Source organism: Methanobrevibacter arboriphilus, from assembly GCF_019669925.1.
GTDB lineage: Archaea > Methanobacteriota > Methanobacteria > Methanobacteriales > Methanobacteriaceae > Methanobinarius > Methanobinarius arboriphilus_A.
The window spans coordinates 1,586,860-1,606,625 of sequence record NZ_AP019779.1 but is presented as its reverse complement, the minus strand read 5'-3'; the positions used below and the strand labels follow the sequence as shown (position 1 = coordinate 1,606,625).

Annotated in this window: 17 protein-coding genes; 6 read left to right on the top strand and 11 right to left on the bottom strand. The window is 27.7% G+C overall.

The window, feature by feature from the left end; translation table 11 throughout:
- Nucleotides 1–117: 117 nt before the first annotated feature.
- The 6 genes from MarbSA_RS06840 to MarbSA_RS06815 all read left to right on the top strand — a co-directional run bounded on the left by MarbSA_RS06840 (nt 118) and on the right by MarbSA_RS06815 (nt 9,019).
- Nucleotides 118–1,272, top strand: a complete 1,155-nt coding sequence (locus tag MarbSA_RS06840) for an aldo/keto reductase (protein WP_221061252.1) — start codon at nt 118–120, stop codon at nt 1,270–1,272.
- 567 nt (nt 1,273–1,839) lie between these two features.
- Nucleotides 1,840–3,165, top strand: coding sequence for a type I glutamate--ammonia ligase (gene glnA, locus MarbSA_RS06835; RefSeq protein WP_042702934.1), 1,326 nt, complete (start codon nt 1,840–1,842; stop codon nt 3,163–3,165).
- A 454-nt stretch (nt 3,166–3,619) separates the two neighbouring features.
- Complete coding sequence (locus MarbSA_RS06830) at nt 3,620–5,455, top strand: DUF128 domain-containing protein (RefSeq protein WP_221061251.1); 1,836 nt, start codon at nt 3,620–3,622, stop codon at nt 5,453–5,455.
- 646 nt (nt 5,456–6,101) lie between these two features.
- Nucleotides 6,102–6,905 carry a molybdate ABC transporter substrate-binding protein gene (modA, locus tag MarbSA_RS06825; RefSeq protein WP_221061250.1) on the top strand — a complete coding sequence of 268 codons (804 nt, stop codon included), beginning with the start codon at nt 6,102–6,104 and terminating at the stop codon, nt 6,903–6,905.
- A 179-nt stretch (nt 6,906–7,084) separates the two neighbouring features.
- Nucleotides 7,085–7,867, top strand: a complete 783-nt coding sequence (locus MarbSA_RS06820; protein ID WP_054835616.1) for an ABC transporter permease — start codon at nt 7,085–7,087, stop codon at nt 7,865–7,867.
- 42 nt (nt 7,868–7,909) lie between these two features.
- Nucleotides 7,910–9,019 carry an ATP-binding cassette domain-containing protein gene (locus MarbSA_RS06815; protein ID WP_244987859.1) on the top strand — a complete coding sequence of 370 codons (1,110 nt, stop codon included), beginning with the start codon at nt 7,910–7,912 and terminating at the stop codon, nt 9,017–9,019.
- 153 nt (nt 9,020–9,172) lie between these two features.
- Here the strand turns inward: MarbSA_RS06815 and MarbSA_RS06810 are convergent, their stop codons facing one another.
- The 11 genes from MarbSA_RS06810 to mobB all read right to left on the bottom strand — a co-directional run bounded on the left by MarbSA_RS06810 (nt 9,173) and on the right by mobB (nt 18,977).
- The gene (locus MarbSA_RS06810; RefSeq protein ID WP_042704496.1) at nt 9,173–9,484 is read right to left on the bottom strand and encodes a DUF2097 domain-containing protein; all 312 of its coding nucleotides are present in this window, start codon (nt 9,482–9,484) and stop codon (nt 9,173–9,175) included.
- Between the two features lie 22 nt (nt 9,485–9,506).
- Nucleotides 9,507–9,800, bottom strand: coding sequence for a DUF2097 domain-containing protein (locus tag MarbSA_RS06805; RefSeq protein WP_042702928.1), 294 nt, complete (start codon nt 9,798–9,800; stop codon nt 9,507–9,509).
- Between the two features lie 470 nt (nt 9,801–10,270).
- The gene (locus MarbSA_RS06800) at nt 10,271–11,089 is read right to left on the bottom strand and encodes a formylmethanofuran dehydrogenase subunit C (RefSeq protein ID WP_042702927.1); all 819 of its coding nucleotides are present in this window, start codon (nt 11,087–11,089) and stop codon (nt 10,271–10,273) included.
- A gap of 9 nt (nt 11,090–11,098) precedes the next feature.
- Nucleotides 11,099–12,808, bottom strand: coding sequence for a formylmethanofuran dehydrogenase subunit A (locus MarbSA_RS06795; protein WP_221061249.1), 1,710 nt, complete (start codon nt 12,806–12,808; stop codon nt 11,099–11,101).
- A 12-nt stretch (nt 12,809–12,820) separates the two neighbouring features.
- Entirely contained in the window at nt 12,821–14,170 is a 1,350-nt protein-coding gene (locus tag MarbSA_RS06790) for a formylmethanofuran dehydrogenase subunit B (protein WP_221061248.1), read from the bottom strand.
- Between the two features lie 15 nt (nt 14,171–14,185).
- Nucleotides 14,186–14,725: a molybdopterin dinucleotide binding domain-containing protein gene (locus MarbSA_RS06785; RefSeq protein ID WP_221061247.1), complete on the bottom strand. Its 540-nt coding sequence runs from the start codon at nt 14,723–14,725 to the stop codon at nt 14,186–14,188.
- 11 nt (nt 14,726–14,736) lie between these two features.
- Entirely contained in the window at nt 14,737–14,967 is a 231-nt protein-coding gene (locus MarbSA_RS06780) for a 4Fe-4S dicluster domain-containing protein (protein WP_042702921.1), read from the bottom strand.
- A gap of 58 nt (nt 14,968–15,025) precedes the next feature.
- Nucleotides 15,026–16,063 (bottom strand): tungsten-dependent formylmethanofuran dehydrogenase subunit FwdF, encoded by a 1,038-nt coding sequence (gene fwdF / locus MarbSA_RS06775; protein ID WP_221061246.1) that lies wholly within the window; start codon nt 16,061–16,063, stop codon nt 15,026–15,028.
- Nucleotides 16,038–16,514, bottom strand: coding sequence for a 4Fe-4S dicluster domain-containing protein (locus MarbSA_RS06770; protein ID WP_054835137.1), 477 nt, complete (start codon nt 16,512–16,514; stop codon nt 16,038–16,040). Before MarbSA_RS06770 ends, fwdF begins: the two co-directional genes overlap by 26 nt.
- 614 nt (nt 16,515–17,128) lie before the next feature.
- Nucleotides 17,129–18,145 (bottom strand): GTP 3',8-cyclase MoaA, encoded by a 1,017-nt coding sequence (moaA, locus tag MarbSA_RS06765; RefSeq protein ID WP_082398083.1) that lies wholly within the window; start codon nt 18,143–18,145, stop codon nt 17,129–17,131.
- The gene (gene mobB / locus MarbSA_RS06760; protein WP_221062069.1) at nt 18,129–18,977 is read right to left on the bottom strand and encodes a molybdopterin-guanine dinucleotide biosynthesis protein B; all 849 of its coding nucleotides are present in this window, start codon (nt 18,975–18,977) and stop codon (nt 18,129–18,131) included. Before mobB ends, moaA begins: the two co-directional genes overlap by 17 nt.
- Between the last annotated feature and the right edge of the window lie 789 nt (nt 18,978–19,766).

The following is a 19,766-nucleotide window of genomic DNA, read 5'->3' as shown; positions in this document are numbered from 1 at the left end:
TAATATGGATTATTAATTACAGTTTATAGAATTATAGAGTAAAATTTAATAGAATCATAAATATAGTTTAATAGAATTATAAATTGAATAGTTTTTGAGAATAATTTAGGTGTTAAGATGCTTTATAGAAAATTAGGAAAAACTGGTGAAAAAGTATCAATTTTAGGTTTTGGAGCTATGCGTTTTCCAACAATAGGAAACAAACCAAATAAAATTGATGAAAAAGAAGCTTCAAAAATGCTTGAATATGGAATTGATAAGGGAATAAACATTATTGATACAGCTTATTCTTATCATACTCTTGATTTCAATGAACCTGGAGAAAGTGAGCCATTTTTAGGAGATTTTTTATCAACAGGATACAGAGAAAAAGTATTAATCTCAACAAAGCTTCCAAGTTGGATAGTTGAAAAAAAAGAAGATATGGATATCTTTTTAAATCAGCAATTAGATAGATTAAAGACCGATAACATAGACATATATCTACTTCACTCATTAAAGGAAGATTATTGGAAAAATCTAACTAACCTCGATGTTTTTGAATTTATGGATGATGCACTGGCAGATGGGAGAATTAAACATATTGGATTCTCTTTTCATGATGAATTAGATCTTTTACTTGAAATTCTTGATTCTTATGAATGGGAAGTTGTCCTTACCCAGATGAATTATCTAGATGAAGGTTATCAAAGTGGAATAAATGGAGTACAATATTTAAGCAGCATAAATATGGGAAACATGATTATGGAGCCTTTAAGGGGAGGCAAACTTGTTGAAAATATACCTCAAGATGTTCAAAAAATTTGGAATACTGCAAAAGTGAAACGTAGTCCTTTGGAATGGGCATTTAAATATTTATGGGACATGGAAGGAATTAGTACGGTGTTTAGTGGAATGAGTAATTTAGAACAGGTAAAAGAAAACATCTCTATAGCAAATCAAGGATATCCAAACACTCTTACTAATGAAGAAAAAAAACTGATAAAAGAAGTAGCTAGAGCATATAGAGATAAAAAAGATGTTGAATGTACACAGTGCAATTATTGCATGCCCTGTCCAGAAAAAGTAGATATACCTACTTGTTTCAAAGAATATAATATAGCTAAAATGCTTGATAACCCTGAAGCTAGTTCAATGCAATATTTTTCACTTCTTGATGAAGAAAATTATGCATCTTCATGTACAGAATGTGGAGATTGTGTATCAATGTGTCCTCAAATGATAAATATTCCTAAAGAATTGGAAAAAGTAAAAAAACTTTTTGGTAGATAGCTTTTTTAAATATTAAAACCAAATTAAATATTATGGATAAAATCAATGCTATAGATAATTTAAATATAAAATAAATAATTTAAATATAAATTTGAATTATGAAAATTAAAATTGACAGCAATGAAAATTAAATTAAAAATTGAAAGTTGATAAGATTGAAAGCTAATTAAGATTAAAAGTTGATAAATTAATCAAAGATTAAAATTAAAAAATTAAAATTAATATTTTTTTATTAGAAAGTAATAAATTAGAAATATTTATATGTCATGAGTAGGAAAATTATTTCCGACTACTAATTATTACAACTATAAATTTCAATATTTATTGTATAAATATAAAAACAAGGAAATCAATATACAATATAATCATATATCACATAAAAAAAATACAATAAAAAAACTAGTATAATATAAAAATTGTAAAATTTTTGTAGTCGAAATAGTTGGTTGATATATTACCATGATATATAATGATTATATTGACATTGTTTAAAATTTTTAAACAAAATAAAACTATTAATAGCTAATCAAAATTTATGTTGGCTAATTTCTTATTGGAGAAGATTTAATGGATGTTATAGGAAACGCAATTGAAATAATGAATGAGAAAGGAATTAAATTTATAAGATTGCAATTTGTAGATATTAATGGAATCCCAAAAAGCGTATCTGTTCCTTTTGGGAGTGACGAAGACTTAGAAGATATGTTTAATGATGGAATATTATTTGATGGATCTTCTGTAGATGGTTTTGTTGAGATAAATGATAGTGACTTAATAATGAAACCAGACCCCAACACAGTTTCACTTTTACCATGGAGACCAGAAGAATCTGGAGTATGTAGATTTATATGTGACATATATAATACTGATAACACCCCATTTGAGGGAGACCCAAGAAGTATACTCAAAAAATCACTGAAAAAAATTAGTGATGAAGGATATAACTACAATATTGGACCTGAACCAGAATTCTTCATAATAGACAAAGATGAAGAAGGTAATTACATCCCACATGATGATGCAAGCTATTTTGATGTTGAACCATTAGATAAAGGACCTAATTTTAGAAGAAAATTAGTTTTCGACCTAGAAGAACTTGGTTTTGAGGTAGAAGCAAGCCATCATGAAGTTGCTCCTGGTCAAAATGAAATTGCATTTAAGTTTGACGATGCATTGAAAACAGCTGATGCTGTAATAACCTTTAAACAAGCTATTAAAGCTATTGTTGACAATATGGGATATATGGTAACATTCATGCCAAAACCATTCTTTGGAGTAAATGGTAGTGGAATGCATTGTCACCAAAGCTTATTTAAGAATGGAGAAAATCTTTTCTCTGATGAAAATAGTGAAAATGGATTATCTCAAGAAGCATTATACTTTATGGGAGGACTACTTAAACATTCAGCAGCTCTATCTGCTGTTGTTGCACCTACTGTAAATTCCTATAAACGATTAGTTCCAGGATATGAAGCACCTGTTTATGTTGCTTATGGACTTAAAAATAGATCTGCTCTTATACGTATTCCAGCTGCACGTGGAAAAGGAACAAGAATTGAATATAGATGCCCTGATCCATCATGTAATCCTTACCTTGCATTTGCAGCTATGTTAGAAGCAGGATTAGATGGTATAAATAATAAAATAGACCCTGGAGACCCAACAGAAATTAACATTTATAAATTAAATGATGAAGAACTTGAAGAAAGAGGAATTAAAACTTTACCTGCAAGCTTATGGGAAGCATATCACGCATTTGAAGAAGATGAAGTCCTTAAAAAAGGACTTGGATCTCATATTAGTGAAAAATTCCTAGAATCCAAATATGCAGAATGGGACGAATACAGAATACAAGTATTCGGATATGAACAAAAAAAATATATGAGTCTTTAATTATTCAATCTATTAATTCTTTAATCTATAAACGATGATGAAAAATATTAAAGAATATATAAAATATTACATAAAATAGTAGAAAATTTAGAGAATATTCTTTAAATGACTACTATTAAATTTTTTATTAATTTTAAACTTATAACTAATTCTAAACTTATAAATAAACTGCTTATTTTAAAAATATTATAATCTTTATATTTAAAATATTAATAATATTAATAATATTAACAATATTTAAATTAATAATATTCCAAATTATAAATACTTCAATAAATATTTCAATTATATTGAACAATATTTCAATCATAATGAACATTGTCTATAAATATTTTAATATAGATAAATATAAATAATAATTTAATAATAATAGGACTATGATTTAACAAGGTTATTATTTAACTATTGTTAAAATATAATTATTATTAAAAATACTGATTCTTAGGAGTTTTTTATGTCAGAATCACAAGAAAAAATAATTGAAATATTAAGAATTATAAATGAATATGATAAACCAGTCGGTGCAAGGGTTGTTTCCAAGGAATTGATAAACCGTGGATATGATCTAGGAGAGAGAACTATCCGATATCATATGCAAATTCTTGATGAAAAGGGGTTTACTAAAAAAGTTGGATATTCTGGAAGAGAATTAACTAATTATGGTAAATTACAGTTGAAAAATGGTCTTATATATGATCATGTTGATTTTGTATTTTCAAAATTCGAAGAAATGATATATCAAACTGATTTTGATTATAAAACAAAAAAAGGGAATTTGGTTGTAAATGTTTCAAGTGTCACCTTAAAAGATTCAGAATTAGATAAAAAAGAAAAAAATCCTATAGAAATAATGAAAAATGTCTTTTCATCAGGATTACATATAAGTCCATACATAGGATTAAAAACAAGAAATATTGAGAATTCTGATAGTAAAGAATATTTAATAAGAACTATATGTGGAACTACTATCGATGGAATATTTTTAAAAAAAGGCATTCCTAGTTTACCTATTTATGGAGGACTTATAAAAGTCAAAAACTATGTTCCTCAAAGATTCACGGAATTAATATCATATAAAAAGACTTCAATCACCCCTATAAATGCGTTCATAGCTGATGGAATGACTTCAGTTTTGGATGTTATAGAAACTGGAAATGGAGTTATTCCTGCTAACTTTAGAGTAATACCAAAAGACTCTCTCGAAAAAACTAAAGCTATTTTAGGTGATTTAAATAAGATTGGAATTAATGGAGTCATATCAATAGGAGAAGCTGGAGAGAAAGTATTAGGAATTAATGTAAATGAAAGTATGGCAGGTATAGCAATTATTGCAGGTATAACACCACTTTGTACACTTAAAGAGTTAGATTATCCTATTGAAATGAAAATAAGTGATGAAATGGCTAGTTTTGAAAATTTAAAACCTGCACATAATGTCCTTAAAAAAAGAAAAAACTCCACCAATAAGAATAGTAAAAAACTCCAAAAAAATAGTATTCTAAAACCTTCAGCTAAAGAAAAAGAATTGAAAGTTTCATTTTTGCTTTCAAAAGCATGGAACCTTATTCAAAATGTTGATTTCGATGTTGAAACTTGTGAAGGAAATTTAATAACTAATTTATCATATGTAGATAAATCAGATTTAGAAGAATCTATAGAAATCATGAAAAAAAGTTATAAGCTATCTAAGAGATATTTAAGTCCATATTATAAAATAATTGAACCTGAAAAAGGAACAAAATATCATGAAAATAATAAAATAGGTATAGCTACAATTTGTAGTTTATCAAGTGATGGAGTACTTATCAATAAAGGAATTATGTCAACCCCAAAATATGGAGGGCTTTTAGAAATAGGAAAAAATCCATTTTTTACAGAACTAATTTCATATGATGGTTCTTCAATAGATCCACATGAGATATTTATTTTTAAAAATATGACTTATGTTCTTAACAAAAATAATCATGATGAAAATTATTTGAATAATCCAGATTATAATTTTGATATTAATGGTTCAAAAAAAATACTTGCATCAATAAAAGAAGTTCCATTTATTGCAAGAGATAAAACTAAAGAAATATTAGATGGAATGGAAAAGATAAAGTTACCTATTTTTAAAATAGGAAAACCTAGAGAACTTGTTTATAATGCAAAAGTAGACACATACAACTTTGGTTTTGTCACAGGAAGTGGATTAAACCAAATAGCAGCTATTAAAGAAAGTGGAATTGATGTTGATATCAAAGCTGTTCAAGGAACAATAGAGATTGATGAAATGGAATTATTATAGCTAGTATAGATATTATAGTTGTTATCTATAATTATTATAATTAATATAAAAATATTAATATAAAAATATTTCATAATATTATAAGCCTATATATAAAATAACTACTACAAAATCTTACTAAAATCACTATTATAATTTATAATCTTTATATAATCCCTATAACCTCTATTATAATCCACACTAATAAAAAAATCTATAATGAACATTACAATTATATCTTACTTACAAAATTTCTATAAATATTATCAAAAATATTGAAACATTTTTTTAACATTAATAAGATAGTCTACTATCAATATTTTATAAGTCACTCATATTATAACCCACTATCATTAAATTTTTTAAATATATGATTTTTTAATTACACGACAAATTTTAAATATATAATATATATTCTTATTGAATATTCATATTAAGCCTAATTTTAATTAATACTTATTTTGAAAATATGTGAACATTTCAATTAAAGCATATTTTATTCAATATTATCCAACTATTACCAATTATTATAAAAAAATCAATTTAACTACCTGCATAACTAAGAATTAAGTAAAAAAACTTATATAAAAGGTAATACAAATTTATATCCGATATGAAAAATATTTCACAATTGACATATTTTTAAAAAAATAGTAGGAATGATTGTATGAATAAGAATAGTAAAATAATAATTTTAATTATTGTTATAATAGCAGCAATTGCTATTGCTGGATTATATTTGAGTGGGACACTTACAAGTGGTGGTTCAAATGAAGAAGGAAGTATTGATGTACTAGTTGGTGCAGGTTTTAGTAAAGTTGGTGCAGATCTTATTAGTGAATTTAATAAAAAATATCCTAATATAAAAGTAAATGCTAAATATGGAGGTAGCGGAGAGTTATTTGCTACTCTTGAAACACAAAAAAGTGGTGATGTTTTTTTACCTGCTGATTACAAATATATGGAAGATGCTATGAACAATGGCTATATGGAGAATAATACTGTTAAAAATATAACCAAAAATGTTCCTGTGATTGTAGTTCAAAAAGGAAATCCTAAAAACATTACATCACTTGAAGATTTAGCAAAACCTGGTGTTAAAGTAGGTGTTGGTGAGCCAGATGGTCCAGCTATTGGTAAAACCACTCAAAAAATACTTGAAAAAAATAATTTAACTGATTCAGTCCAATCAAATGTAGTAGTTACAACAACCACTGTTAATCAGCTACTCACATACATAGTAACTGGACAAGTCGATGCAACTATAATTTGGGAAGATATGACTGTTTGGAAAGAAGGTGACGGGAAAATAGAAGTTATAGAAATACCTGCTGATGAAAATATAGAGAGTACTGTTCCTATTGGAATAACTTCATTTGTAAAAGATAAACCAGCAGCAGACAAATTTGAAGAATTTGTTACCTCAGAAGAGGGTAAACAAATATGGAAAAAATGGGGATTTGAAATATAGATAAATAATTATTCTATGATACTAATTAATCTATCTTAAAATCCTTTTTTATTTTTTAAATATTTTATATTATTTAAATATTCTAATAATATCTTAATATCAATAATATTTTAATATTATATAACAAAATATTTTAATATTCATAATATATTGAGTAAATTGTAAAAAGATGGTAAAAAATGCGATCGAAATTTGAATTGACATTTATAGGGTTAACTGTATTTATAACAATAATATTCTTTGTAGTTATTGGGAGTATGTTCCTAATACCAACATTTCAAGGGTTCGTAGATGCATTATTCTCAGAAGAAATGATTTTTGCAATTTCTCTAACTTTAACTACCTCTATAGTGTCGGCCATATTAGTTATGGTTTGTTGTATCCCTATGGCATATACATTAAGTAGATATGAATTTCCTTTAAAAGGATTTTTTAATATTATTATTGATTTACCTATGGCATTTCCAGAGATTGTTATAGGAATAGCTCTTTTAATGTTTTTAGGATCAAATGGTATCGGTCCATATCTTGAAAACGCTGGAATTGAACTTGTATTTAATAGTACGGGTATAATTATTGCCCAGTTTTTTGTTGCACTTCCTTATGCAGTAAGAACATTATACTCAACTTTTAATTATATAGACCCGAGATATGAATTTGTTTCAAGGAGTCTTGGATATAGTGAAATTGCTACTTTTATTAATGTTACTTTACCTATGTCTAAAAATGGACTTTTTGCAAGTAGTATTATAACACTTGCTAGATGTATCGGAACTTTCGCTTCTGTATTGTTTGTGGGAGGAGGTATATTAATGAAAACAGAGACACTTGCTGTTTCAATGTACCTTAATCTATCAACAGGAGATATAGATATGGCAATTACAGCAGGAATATTATTAGTTATTATATCATTCATAACAATAGCAGTGATGGAAAGATATGCAAAAGAAAGTAATTTATAATTATACTATTAATTCTTAACTATATTATTATTCTGTGATATTATGTATTTAGAGATAAAAAATTTAACTGTAGATTTAGGAGATTTTATATTAAAAAACATAAACCTTAGTATACATGAAGGAGAATATGTAATACTCATTGGACCTACAGGAAGCGGAAAATCCGTTCTATTAGAAACTATTATTGGTTTTTATTCTCCGAATAAGGGTGAAATTAATTTAAATGGCAATATAATTAATAATTTACATCCAGAGGATAGAGGAATAGGAATAGTATATCAAGACAATATTTTATTTCCAAATATGGATGTTTATGAAAATATTGCTTATGGAGCTAAAAAAAAGTTTTCAGATGATGAAATTGATGAAAAAATAAAGAGTATAGCTAAAAAGATGAAAATCTCCCATATCCTCCATCGTGACATAAATACACTAAGTGGAGGAGAAGCACAGCGAACATCCCTTGCAAGGGCACTTATTGTAGAGCCAAAAATAATACTTATGGATGAACCTTTTAGTGCACTTGATATTACAACTCAAGGAAAATTAACTTCTATGATTAAACACATAGTGAAGGACTATAAAACAACAGTTATTCACATAACACATAATTTTAATGAAGTCTGGAATTTAGCAGATCGAGTTGGTGTAATGAAAGATGGAAAAGTTCAACAATTGGCCTCTGTCCATGAAGTATTTTCCAAGCCAGAAAACAATTTTGTTGCTGATTTTGTAGGAGTTCGAAATATATTTGAAGGAAAAGTTGTTGAGGCAGATTCGGAAAAAATAATCGTGAAATTAGATAGTGGTTCATTAATTACTAGTTCAGACACAGAATGTACTGGAAAAATAAAAGAAAAAGGAATAGAGAAAATTTTAATCGCTGTTCGCCCAGAAAACATTATATTTTCTAATGAAAAATTTGAATCATCAGCCAAAAACCAACTAAAAGGAAAGATTGTAGATATTAGAGAAACAGGGCCGACTGTTTTAGTTAGTGTTGATGTGGGAGGAGATATATTCAGAGGACTTTTAACAAAGAGTTCTGCTGATGTTTTAAAAGTTAAGCTAGATAAAGAGATTTATATGAGTTTTAAATCCTTAAATGTTACAATACTAGACAAATATAGCTATAATAAAATAGAAATATAATAAAATAGAGCTATAATAAGATTAAAAATTAAGTATATACGATATATTAGAATATAAAAATAGTATATGAAAGATAATAAATTAATAAACAAAGAGTTAATAAATAAAGAGATTAAAGCAAAGAGTAATTAATTAAATATAATTATTAGATATCTATATATCACATTTATCAATTATAATTACTATTTTTTCATCTTTATTTTGTGGTATATGAATAACTTCAATCAACTCTTCTTTAACTTCTTCGAGATCTACTTCAACAGTAGAGGTAAATGTATCTTCAGAAACATGAATAACAACTTTTAAACCACTTTTACCATTATACTCAGAAGTATCAATATTTAAAACTTCCCCTGGAGTGAAAACCCTGTTATAAGAAAGTTCTAATACGTCATAAATCTGAACATTTTCTTTAATATACTCAATAGCTTTATCACAGTCCATTTCAAATTCTGTTGTATTCATAATCTCACCCATATATAATTGATTAATCTTCAATAACAATAATAGTCTCTTTTTCACCACTAATATGACCTATTTCCAATAAATCATCTTTAATGTCATTCAGATTGACTCTAACCACATCACTAACAAGTTCTCCATTTAAATGTAAAGAAACAATGACATTTTCTTCTCCAAATTCTTCTTCAATTTGTATATTTAAAACATCTCCAGGAGCATATACTCTATTATAAGATAATTCTAACACATCTTCTTCTTTTACATTCAACTTAACATATTCTAAAGCTTCATCAGGCTTTAAAACAATTTCTTCTTTCATAAATATCACTTAATCCAGATTGGATAATTGATAAAATAATTTTTATCAGTCATTAATATCTAAAAATTGTTGATTTATATAAATCTACTAAATTAATAAATTTAACTAATAATTATTTATCATTTCAACTATTAATCATATTAATTATTTTTAATCAAATTAATTATTTGATCCTATTAATTATTACTTTATTGATTATTACTTTATTAATTTTAATATCATATTTCAAATCTATATATAATATATGTTTTAATTATTTTAATAATTATTCTAATAATATTTTAATAATTATTCTACTAATTATTTTAAATTTTCTAATTTTAGATTTTTAGGATAATTTTTTAGAACAACATTCTAAAAATGATAATAGATAAAAAAATATCATGTTAAAATTAATATATCTTCTTAATTACCATTAATAAATATTAATAAATAAAAAAATAAAAAAATAAAAAAGAAAGTTAGTTAAATTAGAGCAAATGTCTATTTTTCTCTGCAGCTAAGTAGAGACTTCCTTTACCATTTCTAGCAATATCTCCAGTAAATTTTATATAATTTCCTGAAAAAGATTTTCCAGCGATGGTTGGATTTTTAACAATTTCTTCTTGTTCAAAACCTTCAAGGAATCTTGAAAGAGTTCCATTGATAACAATGTCACCATTTTGCATTTGACCACCAGGCCATCTAGTGACATCACCATCAATTTGAATAAGACCTTTGTTCATGTGAATACCAGCAAGAATATCACAGTTACCTTTAACATGTATTTCCCCACCAGTTAAACATTCACCTAATTGCTTTCCAGCGTTACCATGAATAGTAATGATTCCTCCAGTCATACCTCTCCAATCACCTATATAAGAAGCACCACAAAATTCTTTTACATTACCAATGATTTCTAGATTTCCACCAGTCATTTCTCTGCCAGCATAACTTTCAGCATCACCATTAACAAGTATGCTACCTCCAGTCATTTCAGCACCACAGTGAAGATCTACACTACTATTGGCAATAACTTGACCATCAGTCATCTTAGCACCAATATACTTAACTCTACCCAAATCTCCATTAAGAACCATTTTAACTTGAGCAGGAGAATCAGCTTCTCCTTCCACTTCTACATCAAAGTAATCAGAAAGTGGAAACCTAGAATTCCCAATAGGCACCATATATTTATCAAAATCAGATTTATCCCAACCATAAATTTCATCAGGGATTAATTCATCAAATTCAAGTGCTATTGGAGAAGTCTTTTTTTGATTAAAAGTTATAGTTTTCAAATTAAACACCTCTAGATCCTATTTACCTGCTTGGACATTAACCTCAATTGGGTTATGCACATAATGGTCATGTACCACATAATTTTCAAATTTAATAGTATAGTACTTATCAAATGCTGGCATGATTTTTTCCATAAGTGCATTTTCTTTCTCTTCAATACCTTTAACATTAGTCCAGATAGTTTGACTTTCTTTAGTAGAAACAATATCTCCATTTTGAACAATAATTTGACCATCTTTAACAGTTAAATTAGCGTTACCAAATGCATATTCAATAGTTTCATACTCTTTAGAAGGATCAATATCATTAGGGTTAATATCATATACAGCTACATCAGCTCTAGCTCCAACACCTAAATGACCTCTATCAGTAAATCCATAAGCTTTAGCAGGAGCAGCTCTTGAAATAGTAGCTATTTCATTGAAATCATACTCACGATCTAAAGTTGCAAGAACTGATTTTCTTCCAACAGCTTTATGAACTTCACCATTTTCAATCATTTCAGTTCTACGTTTATTACTCATCAACCAAGAGATAACTCTAGGATATCTTATGAAAGGACCTGCATTAGGACTGTCAGTGGTTAACATGATTTGCCATGGATTATCAACCATTAAAAACATTTCAAGACCAATAGCCCATTGTACAGAGTGTACACTGTTTCTTCCAGAATAAATAAATGGAACAATACCAGCAGCTGTTTCAAGTTCAATATCTTTGTTAGCCCATTTAAGTCCATTTAATTGATGAAGATCAAATTCCATAGGTGCATCTGCTGTCATTGTAGTGGTTTCATCTAAAGTGATTTGACCAACATCACAAGTAACATAATCATTTTTATTAATGAATTTTGCCACGTCTTCAGCACCAGATTCAAAATCTCTCCAGTTAGTTCCAGCATAAGAGTGATATTGAATATGAGTCATGTGAACAGTTTGATCTCTTACAGGAGAATTTTTGGATATATCTTTTATAACATCCATAGTGTCTATTGTAGTATTATAATTACCTGGATGACCTAAATCATTAGGGTGAAGATGTATTGAATGTGGAAGTCCTAACTTTTCATTAGCTTCTGCTAATGCATGGATAACTTCACGAGAAGTAACATCCCAGTAAGGAACAGGGTCATCTAATCCATGTACATTCATACCCCAACCCCAAGCTTCACTACCACCAGGGTTTACTATTTTAACTCCATAACCTCTTGTTATTTTTAGCCACTTTGAAATAAAAGTAGCTAAATCATCAATATTTTTTTCTTTTGCATATTCTAATACAAACCAGTTATTACCAAATAATGATAATGCTGGAATATCAAGATTAGGGATTGCTAAAATCTCTTCATGAGTGTGTTTTGCTTCCAAAGGAGGCATAGCTGCTTCCACAACAGTTCCATACCCCATTCTAGAATATCTATAACCAGTTGACGGACAACTTGGTATAGAAAATCCAGTTTCTGCACGAGTAGTAGCTGTTTTAGGTTTAATCCCTTTTCTTGAATCTTCAGGCCTATATAATCTTCCTACAACCAATTTTGGTCCAGCAATATGAGAATGAGGATCAACACCAGCAGCCATTACAACTTTATCAGTTGCATCTAATACTTTAGCATCAGAAGAAACGCTGTCAACAATTTTACCATCTTTAAACATTACGTCCTTCTTTTCCCCTTTTACTTTATTAGTAGGATCATAAACGATACCATTTTTAATTATGTATTCCATTAGATCACCTATTTATTTACTAGCTATCTTTGAGCCTTTAATTTTCTGAACTCTTTCATGGAGTTCTCTAACAATCCATTCGTCATCCCTACAAGTTTCAGGTTTATCAATAGCCTTTTTCATATAAATTGGAACACCATCCATCCTATAACTAGTTCCAGCAGCTTCTACACCAATGAAAGAACCTGGTAAAACAATATCAGCAAGTTCTGTGGAAGGACCCCAATGAATATCAATTTGTATAACAGGGATATTAGCTAAGTGTCTGTTAGCTCCACCAGGGAAGTGAGCTCCAGGATCAGCAGCTATTACCATAAATACATCTGGTTCTTCTCTTGTTAACAAATCAATAGTGTTAGTTTCACCATTCATATATCTTGGATAACCTCTTGAAAAGTCAACACCATATGGGAATCCCATTTCAAATGCCATGAAAATATTAAATCCATTAACATTAAAATGCCCTCTCATAGGTACTAAATTCCATTTAGTAAACTTGTTTAAATCTTGAATTAAATTAATTGCAATATCAATATTTCTTTGTTTAGACAAAGTATGGGTTAATCCTAAACCAAAGAAAAGAGAACCATATTGAGTAGTTTTCATAGCTTCAACAAGCTCTTCAATATCTTCCTTAGGTATTCCAGATATTACATCTTTTTTAAGTTTTTTACCTCTTAAAACTGCCCTCATAGCATTATAAAATTCATAATCTCCATTTTGTTCAAATCCTACCCATATATCAGACATTTTTGCAGTATCTGTATATCTTGGATCCATAGTAACAATAGTCTTATCAAATCGACCTCTTTTTCTAAAGTATCCTCTAGGGAAAGCAGAATATCTTCCCAAATGTCTTGGGTGAGAATTCATTGCATTGTTTCCAGAGTAAACAATCATATCAGCCCTATTTTTAACTTCTCCCAAAGTGTTAACAGGATATCCTGCATTCTGAACAGCTTGAAGAGAAGGTCCGTGACAGATAGTAGCTTGATTATCTAAAACTGCACCTACGAGTTCTCCTAGTTTAATACCATGTTTCATGGTTTCAATAGATGTTTCACTCCAACCATAAAATACTGGTCTTACAGCCCCAGCAATAAGTTCTGCAGCTTTGTCTAATGCAGTGTCCCAGTCAGCTTCAACAAGATCTCCTTCTTCATTACGAATCATAGGAACTAATAATCTTTGATCCATATCTTCCATAACTTTACTTGCACCTAAACGACAAGCATGTCTTACACCCACAACATGTCCATCTTTAATTAAATAGGTCAAATCATCACAATTACAACCACAGAAAGCACAAGTACAATTTTCAACTATTTCATCATAGTCTGTAATTGGTTCTTCATATGCCATATTTACATCTCCTATCTATTCTTCTGGCTTAGTTATACCTACATTAATCCTTTTTTCAGTTAAACGATTAGTAGATTTTTCAGCATCTTTATCATATTTCATATAAACTTCTGCCATTAAATCAGCCATAAGTAACGGTTCTTTATCAGTTTTTTCAATGGTTGCTTCAACTCCTTTGTAAGTAGGGTCACAACAGCAGTAAGTCTCAGGACTTACAATAACATTTGCCCATGGCCCTTTACAAATAAAGATTTGACCTTCATGAGGAGCATCTCTTGAATGAGCTGTAAAAACTACAACTTCTCCCCAGTCAGTTTTTACTAAAGCAGTGTCCCAATTTTTGACACCTAATCTTGCCATATCTCTAGGATCCATATAAGCAGTACCAGAAGCATGTCTATATTCATCTTTTAAAGTAGAACCTCTCTTTTTACATGCTCCTTGATAAATATCAGACCCAGTATTTAACATAACTTCAAGTTTATTTCTTTTAGTTGCCATAGGTTCATCATATTTAACAACATTTGGAACAGGTGGTTTTTCAATATATGTCATAATTAGCACCTCTATTCTAAAAATATGGCGTCAACAGGACAGAACATCTGACAAGTCCCACACTTGGTACATTTGTCATCACTGAAAAGTTTAATAACACCATTTTCAACCATCATTATTACTTCTTCTGTTCTAGATCCATGCCCTCCAGCAACATCGTTACTGATTGAAACATTAACTGGGCATGCAACTACACATACACCACACCCAAGGCAGTTATCTTGATTTACTTTAAGTTCCATATAATCACCAAATAATTAAATAGCTATTAATTATAGTATTAAATACTATTATTAGCTATTAGTTTTTTAAAGCCTCAAATTTCTCTATCCAAGATTTAGATTTAGTTGGAGTGTGATCAACATTAGTAATTTTAACATCAATAGCATCAACAGGACATGCTCTTTCACATGCACCACAATGTATACAATATTGCTCATCTTTTTTAATGTTATCCACTACAGTAGCTGGTCCAGTAGACTCAGGGAATGATAAAACATCACAAGGACAAACATCAATACAAGTTCCACAGACAGTACATTTGTCTTGATCTATATCTAAAGTTCCTTCATACTGTTTTTTAACTTTAGCAGCATCTACAGGACAAATTTCTTCACACCAACCACATTTTACACAAAGTTCATCATCAATAAAAGAACTTCCAGTAGTTACAGCATCTGCTGGATCTATATCATAGTCTCCATAAGAACAAATCCTACAAGCTGCTTTAATTGCATTTACAGGACATGATTTCTTACAAATTAAACAATATACACATTTATCTTTGTTAATTTCAATACTTTCAGCACCAGGGGTTCTATCTACATCAATAGCATCAGCTGGGCACATTTCATCACATATTCCACAATGAATACAAGTTTCTTCATCAACTTCTATTTCACCAGTAACTAAATCAGATCTTTCTGGTAAAGATCTAGCTATAGTTATAGCCTCTCTAGGACATGCAACTTCACATCTTTGACAATAAATACAAGTATCATCGTCAATTTCAGCAGATGCAATATAATGAGGATATGCATCAATAGTAGAAATAGGTTCATTATCTATAGTGAAATCCAATGCATTTACTGGACATAAACCACTACACATACCACAAAGAACACATTTATCTTCATCAATGTCGATTTTAGAAATATCTACTTCTTCTCTTACAATAGGACCCATATCAGCAACAGTTATAGCATCTACTGGACAAGTAGATTCACATATCCCACAGCCGATACAAATATGATCTTTGAAAGATAAATTTCTTACTTCTTCTGCTGATCTTTTAATGTCAAAGCCTTCATCTTTAACTTCTTTCGTATTCGCGATCATTTTTTACCTCCAAAATTTTTATAGAATTTGTTGGACATCCTTCTTCACAAAGAAGACACCCACAACAGTAAATGGAGTCTATCTGAGCTTTCAAAGAGTCTAAACTGACTGCCTTCATTAAGCACAAATCTACACATAATCCACACCCAATACATGAATCTGAAACTTCTGCATGATAATCCCCATTCTTACAAATTAAAGCAATTTTACGGGTTTTTTGTTCATCTTTAAACAAGGTCTGTGTCATAATTAAAAAATCTTTAGGACACATATTTGTTATAGTCTTAGCTACCTCGATAGAATTCCATGATAAATTTCGACCGTTAAGATAATGAGAAACAGTTGAACGATCGATATCAAGTTCATCTGCAATCATTTGCTGATTAAAACCTTGTTTTTTCAGCTCAATTGCAGCTAAGTATTTAAGACCAGAAGCAATATGATTTGGCATGTTCTCTCACCATGTGTATTATATACACATTTAATTTCTATTAATATAAAGATGCCTACTAGAATCATGCCGAAAAATTTATATAGTATAGTGTAGAATCAACACATTAAAAATTTTTAAAAAATGTTAAAAATTAGTATAAAAAGGTTTAAATCTATTTATAGGATTATTTATTTAAAATAATAAATTATATTAATTTTAAAATAAATAAAAAGACTAATATCTCTTAAAATCAAAATAAAAGAATTATTAAAAAATTCAAATTTCTATCAAAAATGGGTATAAATTAGGGGTTCCAAAATCATTATTTTGAAAATTTTAATATATAAATAAAAATCAAAAAATGTTAAAAACTAAAACCAAAAATACCAAAATAAATATCTAAAATAATAAAAATAAAATAATAAAAGTTAAAGTAAAAATAATAAAAATAAGTAATAAAAATGAATGCATAAAATATGAAATATTAAAATTAAATATGAAATTAGAATAGAATACTTAACAATATTTAATAGAAATTTTATTAATAAAAGAATATATTAATAAAATAATTTATAAATAAAAAGTTTTATAATTAAAAATTTTTATAATTAAAAGTGTTATAATTAAAAAACCTATTCATTATCATTAATATAATAAGGTTCTCTATTACTTATTCCCTCTAAAAAGATTTTTCGAAGACTATCTTCAGAAGCTCCCTCTCTTAAAGGAGTGATTATATCAATAAGATTATCATTCCTAAGTAAACAAGGTTTAATTTTTCCTTCAGGAGTTATTCTAAGTCTAGTACAATTTTCACAAAATTTAGTGTTATCCATTGGTCTAACAACTTCAATTTCACCATCATCAATAAAATATTTTTTCCTATCTTGCATAAACTTACGAGTTCTGACTTTTTTTGCCAATTTTGCCAATTTTTTTTCTATTAAACTAACATCAAAATGATACTCTTCACTAAAAGCATTATCATCACAGTTTTCAGATTTCATAAGTTCAATTAACTGAAGAACAAGCCCATTATCTTTTGCAAATTCAAACATTTCCATAACTTCATTATCGTTAATATTCTTCATCACAACCATGTTTAACTTAACTGGGTTTAATCCTACCTCAACAGCTTTTAAAACGCCTTTTTTTGCTTCTTTAAGATAGTTTTTTGTTGTAATTTTTTTATAAGTTTCAGAATCAAGAGTATCAAAACTAACATTAACTCTAGTTAGACCTGCATTAAAAAGATCCTCAGCATATTTAGCTAACAAAATTCCATTAGTAGTTATAGATATATCTTTAAAATTTAAAGAAGCAGTTTTCTCAATAATTTCAACAATATCCTTCCTAATAAGCGGTTCACCACCAGAAAACCTTATTTTTTCAACACCCAGTGTTTTGGCAATCTTTAAAATCTGAAAAATTTCATCAGAAGTCATTTCATTATTTGAAGGCATCATACCATCATGATGACAGTATAAGCAATTTATATTGCATCTATTAGTTATAGAAAGCCTAAGAGAAATTATTGGACGATTGTATCTATCCTCAACTTTTTTTGAAAGATTTTTTAAAGAACTATCATCAAAATTATCCTCTAAAAAAGGAGATAGTCTCTCTTCTATATTATTTTTTGTTTCCATTATTAATCACAAGTTCCACTTTATCAAAGTCTTTTATCCCATATTCTTCAGTTTTGAGAGAATTTAACATTCCAAGGATACTATTTTTCATGAAACTACTTACAAAAGAGTTCACACCAATTACTTTTTCATTGATAGAAAGAAGAACATCAATATCTTCAACTTCAAGTTCTTTCAACTGCTTTTGAATTTCTTTCTTTTTATTTTCTTCTTTATTCTCTTCTTTACTATCTTGTTTATTTTCCTCTATATTCTCTTCTTTACTCTCTATTATATTATCTTTTATATTATATTTTTCATTCTCTTTTCTTTCTTGAGATTGACTTATTATAGCTTTTGCAATGGATTCAGCATCATTAAGACCACAATTATTAAGGTATAATGTATCTAAAATATCATAACTATAATTTTCAATTAGATCAACAAGTTTTGGTATTTCAGAATCTTTAATATTTAATGCATCCACATTCTTTAATGTAAATTCATCATTAATTTCATTTGATGTTGAAATTTTTGCATAGTTGTAATTTTTGAATCCTTCAACTACAACAAAATCTGGCTCATCAATTAGCTTTATCAAAAATAGAAGTCTCTCTAAAGTCAAATCTTTATCTATATTAAAAAAAGTTCGATTACCTATTCCAACCACTGTTTCAGAACCAGCTTCTTTATGTTTCCATGTATCAGTATTTTCACGGTCCATTTCAAGCATATGATGAGAATGTTTAATGGTAGCAACTTTAAAACTCCTTTTTTTCAATTCTTTTATTATTTTAACAGTTAATGAAGTTTTACCAGTATTTTTCTTACCCACAACAGAAATTATTTTAATTTTAACACTCCCCAACACTATAAAACAATCAAAAATACTTTAAAAATTTATTTTAAAAATTTGCGTACAAATAATCATATATAAGCAAATATTGTAAATATTAATTCTATTATAAAAACTAATTCTAATAATTATACTAAATAATAAGTGAATATATTAAATAATAATAAAAATATTAATTATAAAGTAAAAATACTACTCATAAAGTTTTTTAATTATATTATAAATAGTTTGTATTTTCATCAATATTAAATTTATCATAATAACATTATATTAAAAAACAATAATACCATTAACAATATTACTACTAATATTAATAATATTAATACCACTAATAATATTAATCATACTAATAGTAATATCAATATTACTACTAATATTAATAAATAATATTATTTCAAATAATTAATATAATAAATATAATTAATAATTTTGAGTCTAGTTTTTAATATAATATTTAAAATTACTAAAAAAAAGAAGAAAAATAAAAAAGATATTGATAAACTCTAATGATGAAATATGGATTAATCAGATGAGCGATTCTTATTATATATTAAAGAGGGTACATAATTTCAATATCTTAAATTTATTTTCTTCTATAAAAGTTTTTAGTAAATAAAGGTTTTTAATAAATAAAATTTTTTAATAAATAAAGGATTTTAGTAAAATAAAAGCTTTAATAAAGATAGATAATAATATAAATTTTTCTCGCCATTAAATCTATAAATATTATCTATCAAATTCCTTTTAAATCGAGTTTACTAAAATTCCTTTAAATTTAATTTACTG

What these genes read in the sequence shown, in the direction of transcription:
- MarbSA_RS06840 (WP_221061252.1), top strand. Translation starts at nt 118, where the DNA reads ATGCTTTATAGAAAATTAGGAAAAACTGGTGAAAAAGTATCAATTTTA.
- glnA (WP_042702934.1), top strand. Translation starts at nt 1,840, where the DNA reads ATGGATGTTATAGGAAACGCAATTGAAATAATGAATGAGAAAGGAATT.
- MarbSA_RS06830 (WP_221061251.1), top strand. Translation starts at nt 3,620, where the DNA reads ATGTCAGAATCACAAGAAAAAATAATTGAAATATTAAGAATTATAAAT.
- modA (WP_221061250.1), top strand. Translation starts at nt 6,102, where the DNA reads ATGAATAAGAATAGTAAAATAATAATTTTAATTATTGTTATAATAGCA.
- MarbSA_RS06820 (WP_054835616.1), top strand. Translation starts at nt 7,085, where the DNA reads ATGCGATCGAAATTTGAATTGACATTTATAGGGTTAACTGTATTTATA.
- MarbSA_RS06815 (WP_244987859.1), top strand. Translation starts at nt 7,910, where the DNA reads ATGTATTTAGAGATAAAAAATTTAACTGTAGATTTAGGAGATTTTATA.
- MarbSA_RS06810 (WP_042704496.1), bottom strand. Translation starts at nt 9,484, where the DNA reads ATGAATACAACAGAATTTGAAATGGACTGTGATAAAGCTATTGAGTAT.
- MarbSA_RS06805 (WP_042702928.1), bottom strand. Translation starts at nt 9,800, where the DNA reads ATGAAAGAAGAAATTGTTTTAAAGCCTGATGAAGCTTTAGAATATGTT.
- MarbSA_RS06795 (WP_221061249.1), bottom strand. Translation starts at nt 12,808, where the DNA reads ATGGAATACATAATTAAAAATGGTATCGTTTATGATCCTACTAATAAA.
- MarbSA_RS06790 (WP_221061248.1), bottom strand. Translation starts at nt 14,170, where the DNA reads ATGGCATATGAAGAACCAATTACAGACTATGATGAAATAGTTGAAAAT.
- MarbSA_RS06785 (WP_221061247.1), bottom strand. Translation starts at nt 14,725, where the DNA reads ATGACATATATTGAAAAACCACCTGTTCCAAATGTTGTTAAATATGAT.
- MarbSA_RS06780 (WP_042702921.1), bottom strand. Translation starts at nt 14,967, where the DNA reads ATGGAACTTAAAGTAAATCAAGATAACTGCCTTGGGTGTGGTGTATGT.
- fwdF (WP_221061246.1), bottom strand. Translation starts at nt 16,063, where the DNA reads ATGATCGCGAATACGAAAGAAGTTAAAGATGAAGGCTTTGACATTAAA.
- MarbSA_RS06770 (WP_054835137.1), bottom strand. Translation starts at nt 16,514, where the DNA reads ATGCCAAATCATATTGCTTCTGGTCTTAAATACTTAGCTGCAATTGAG.
- moaA (WP_082398083.1), bottom strand. Translation starts at nt 18,145, where the DNA reads ATGGAAACAAAAAATAATATAGAAGAGAGACTATCTCCTTTTTTAGAG.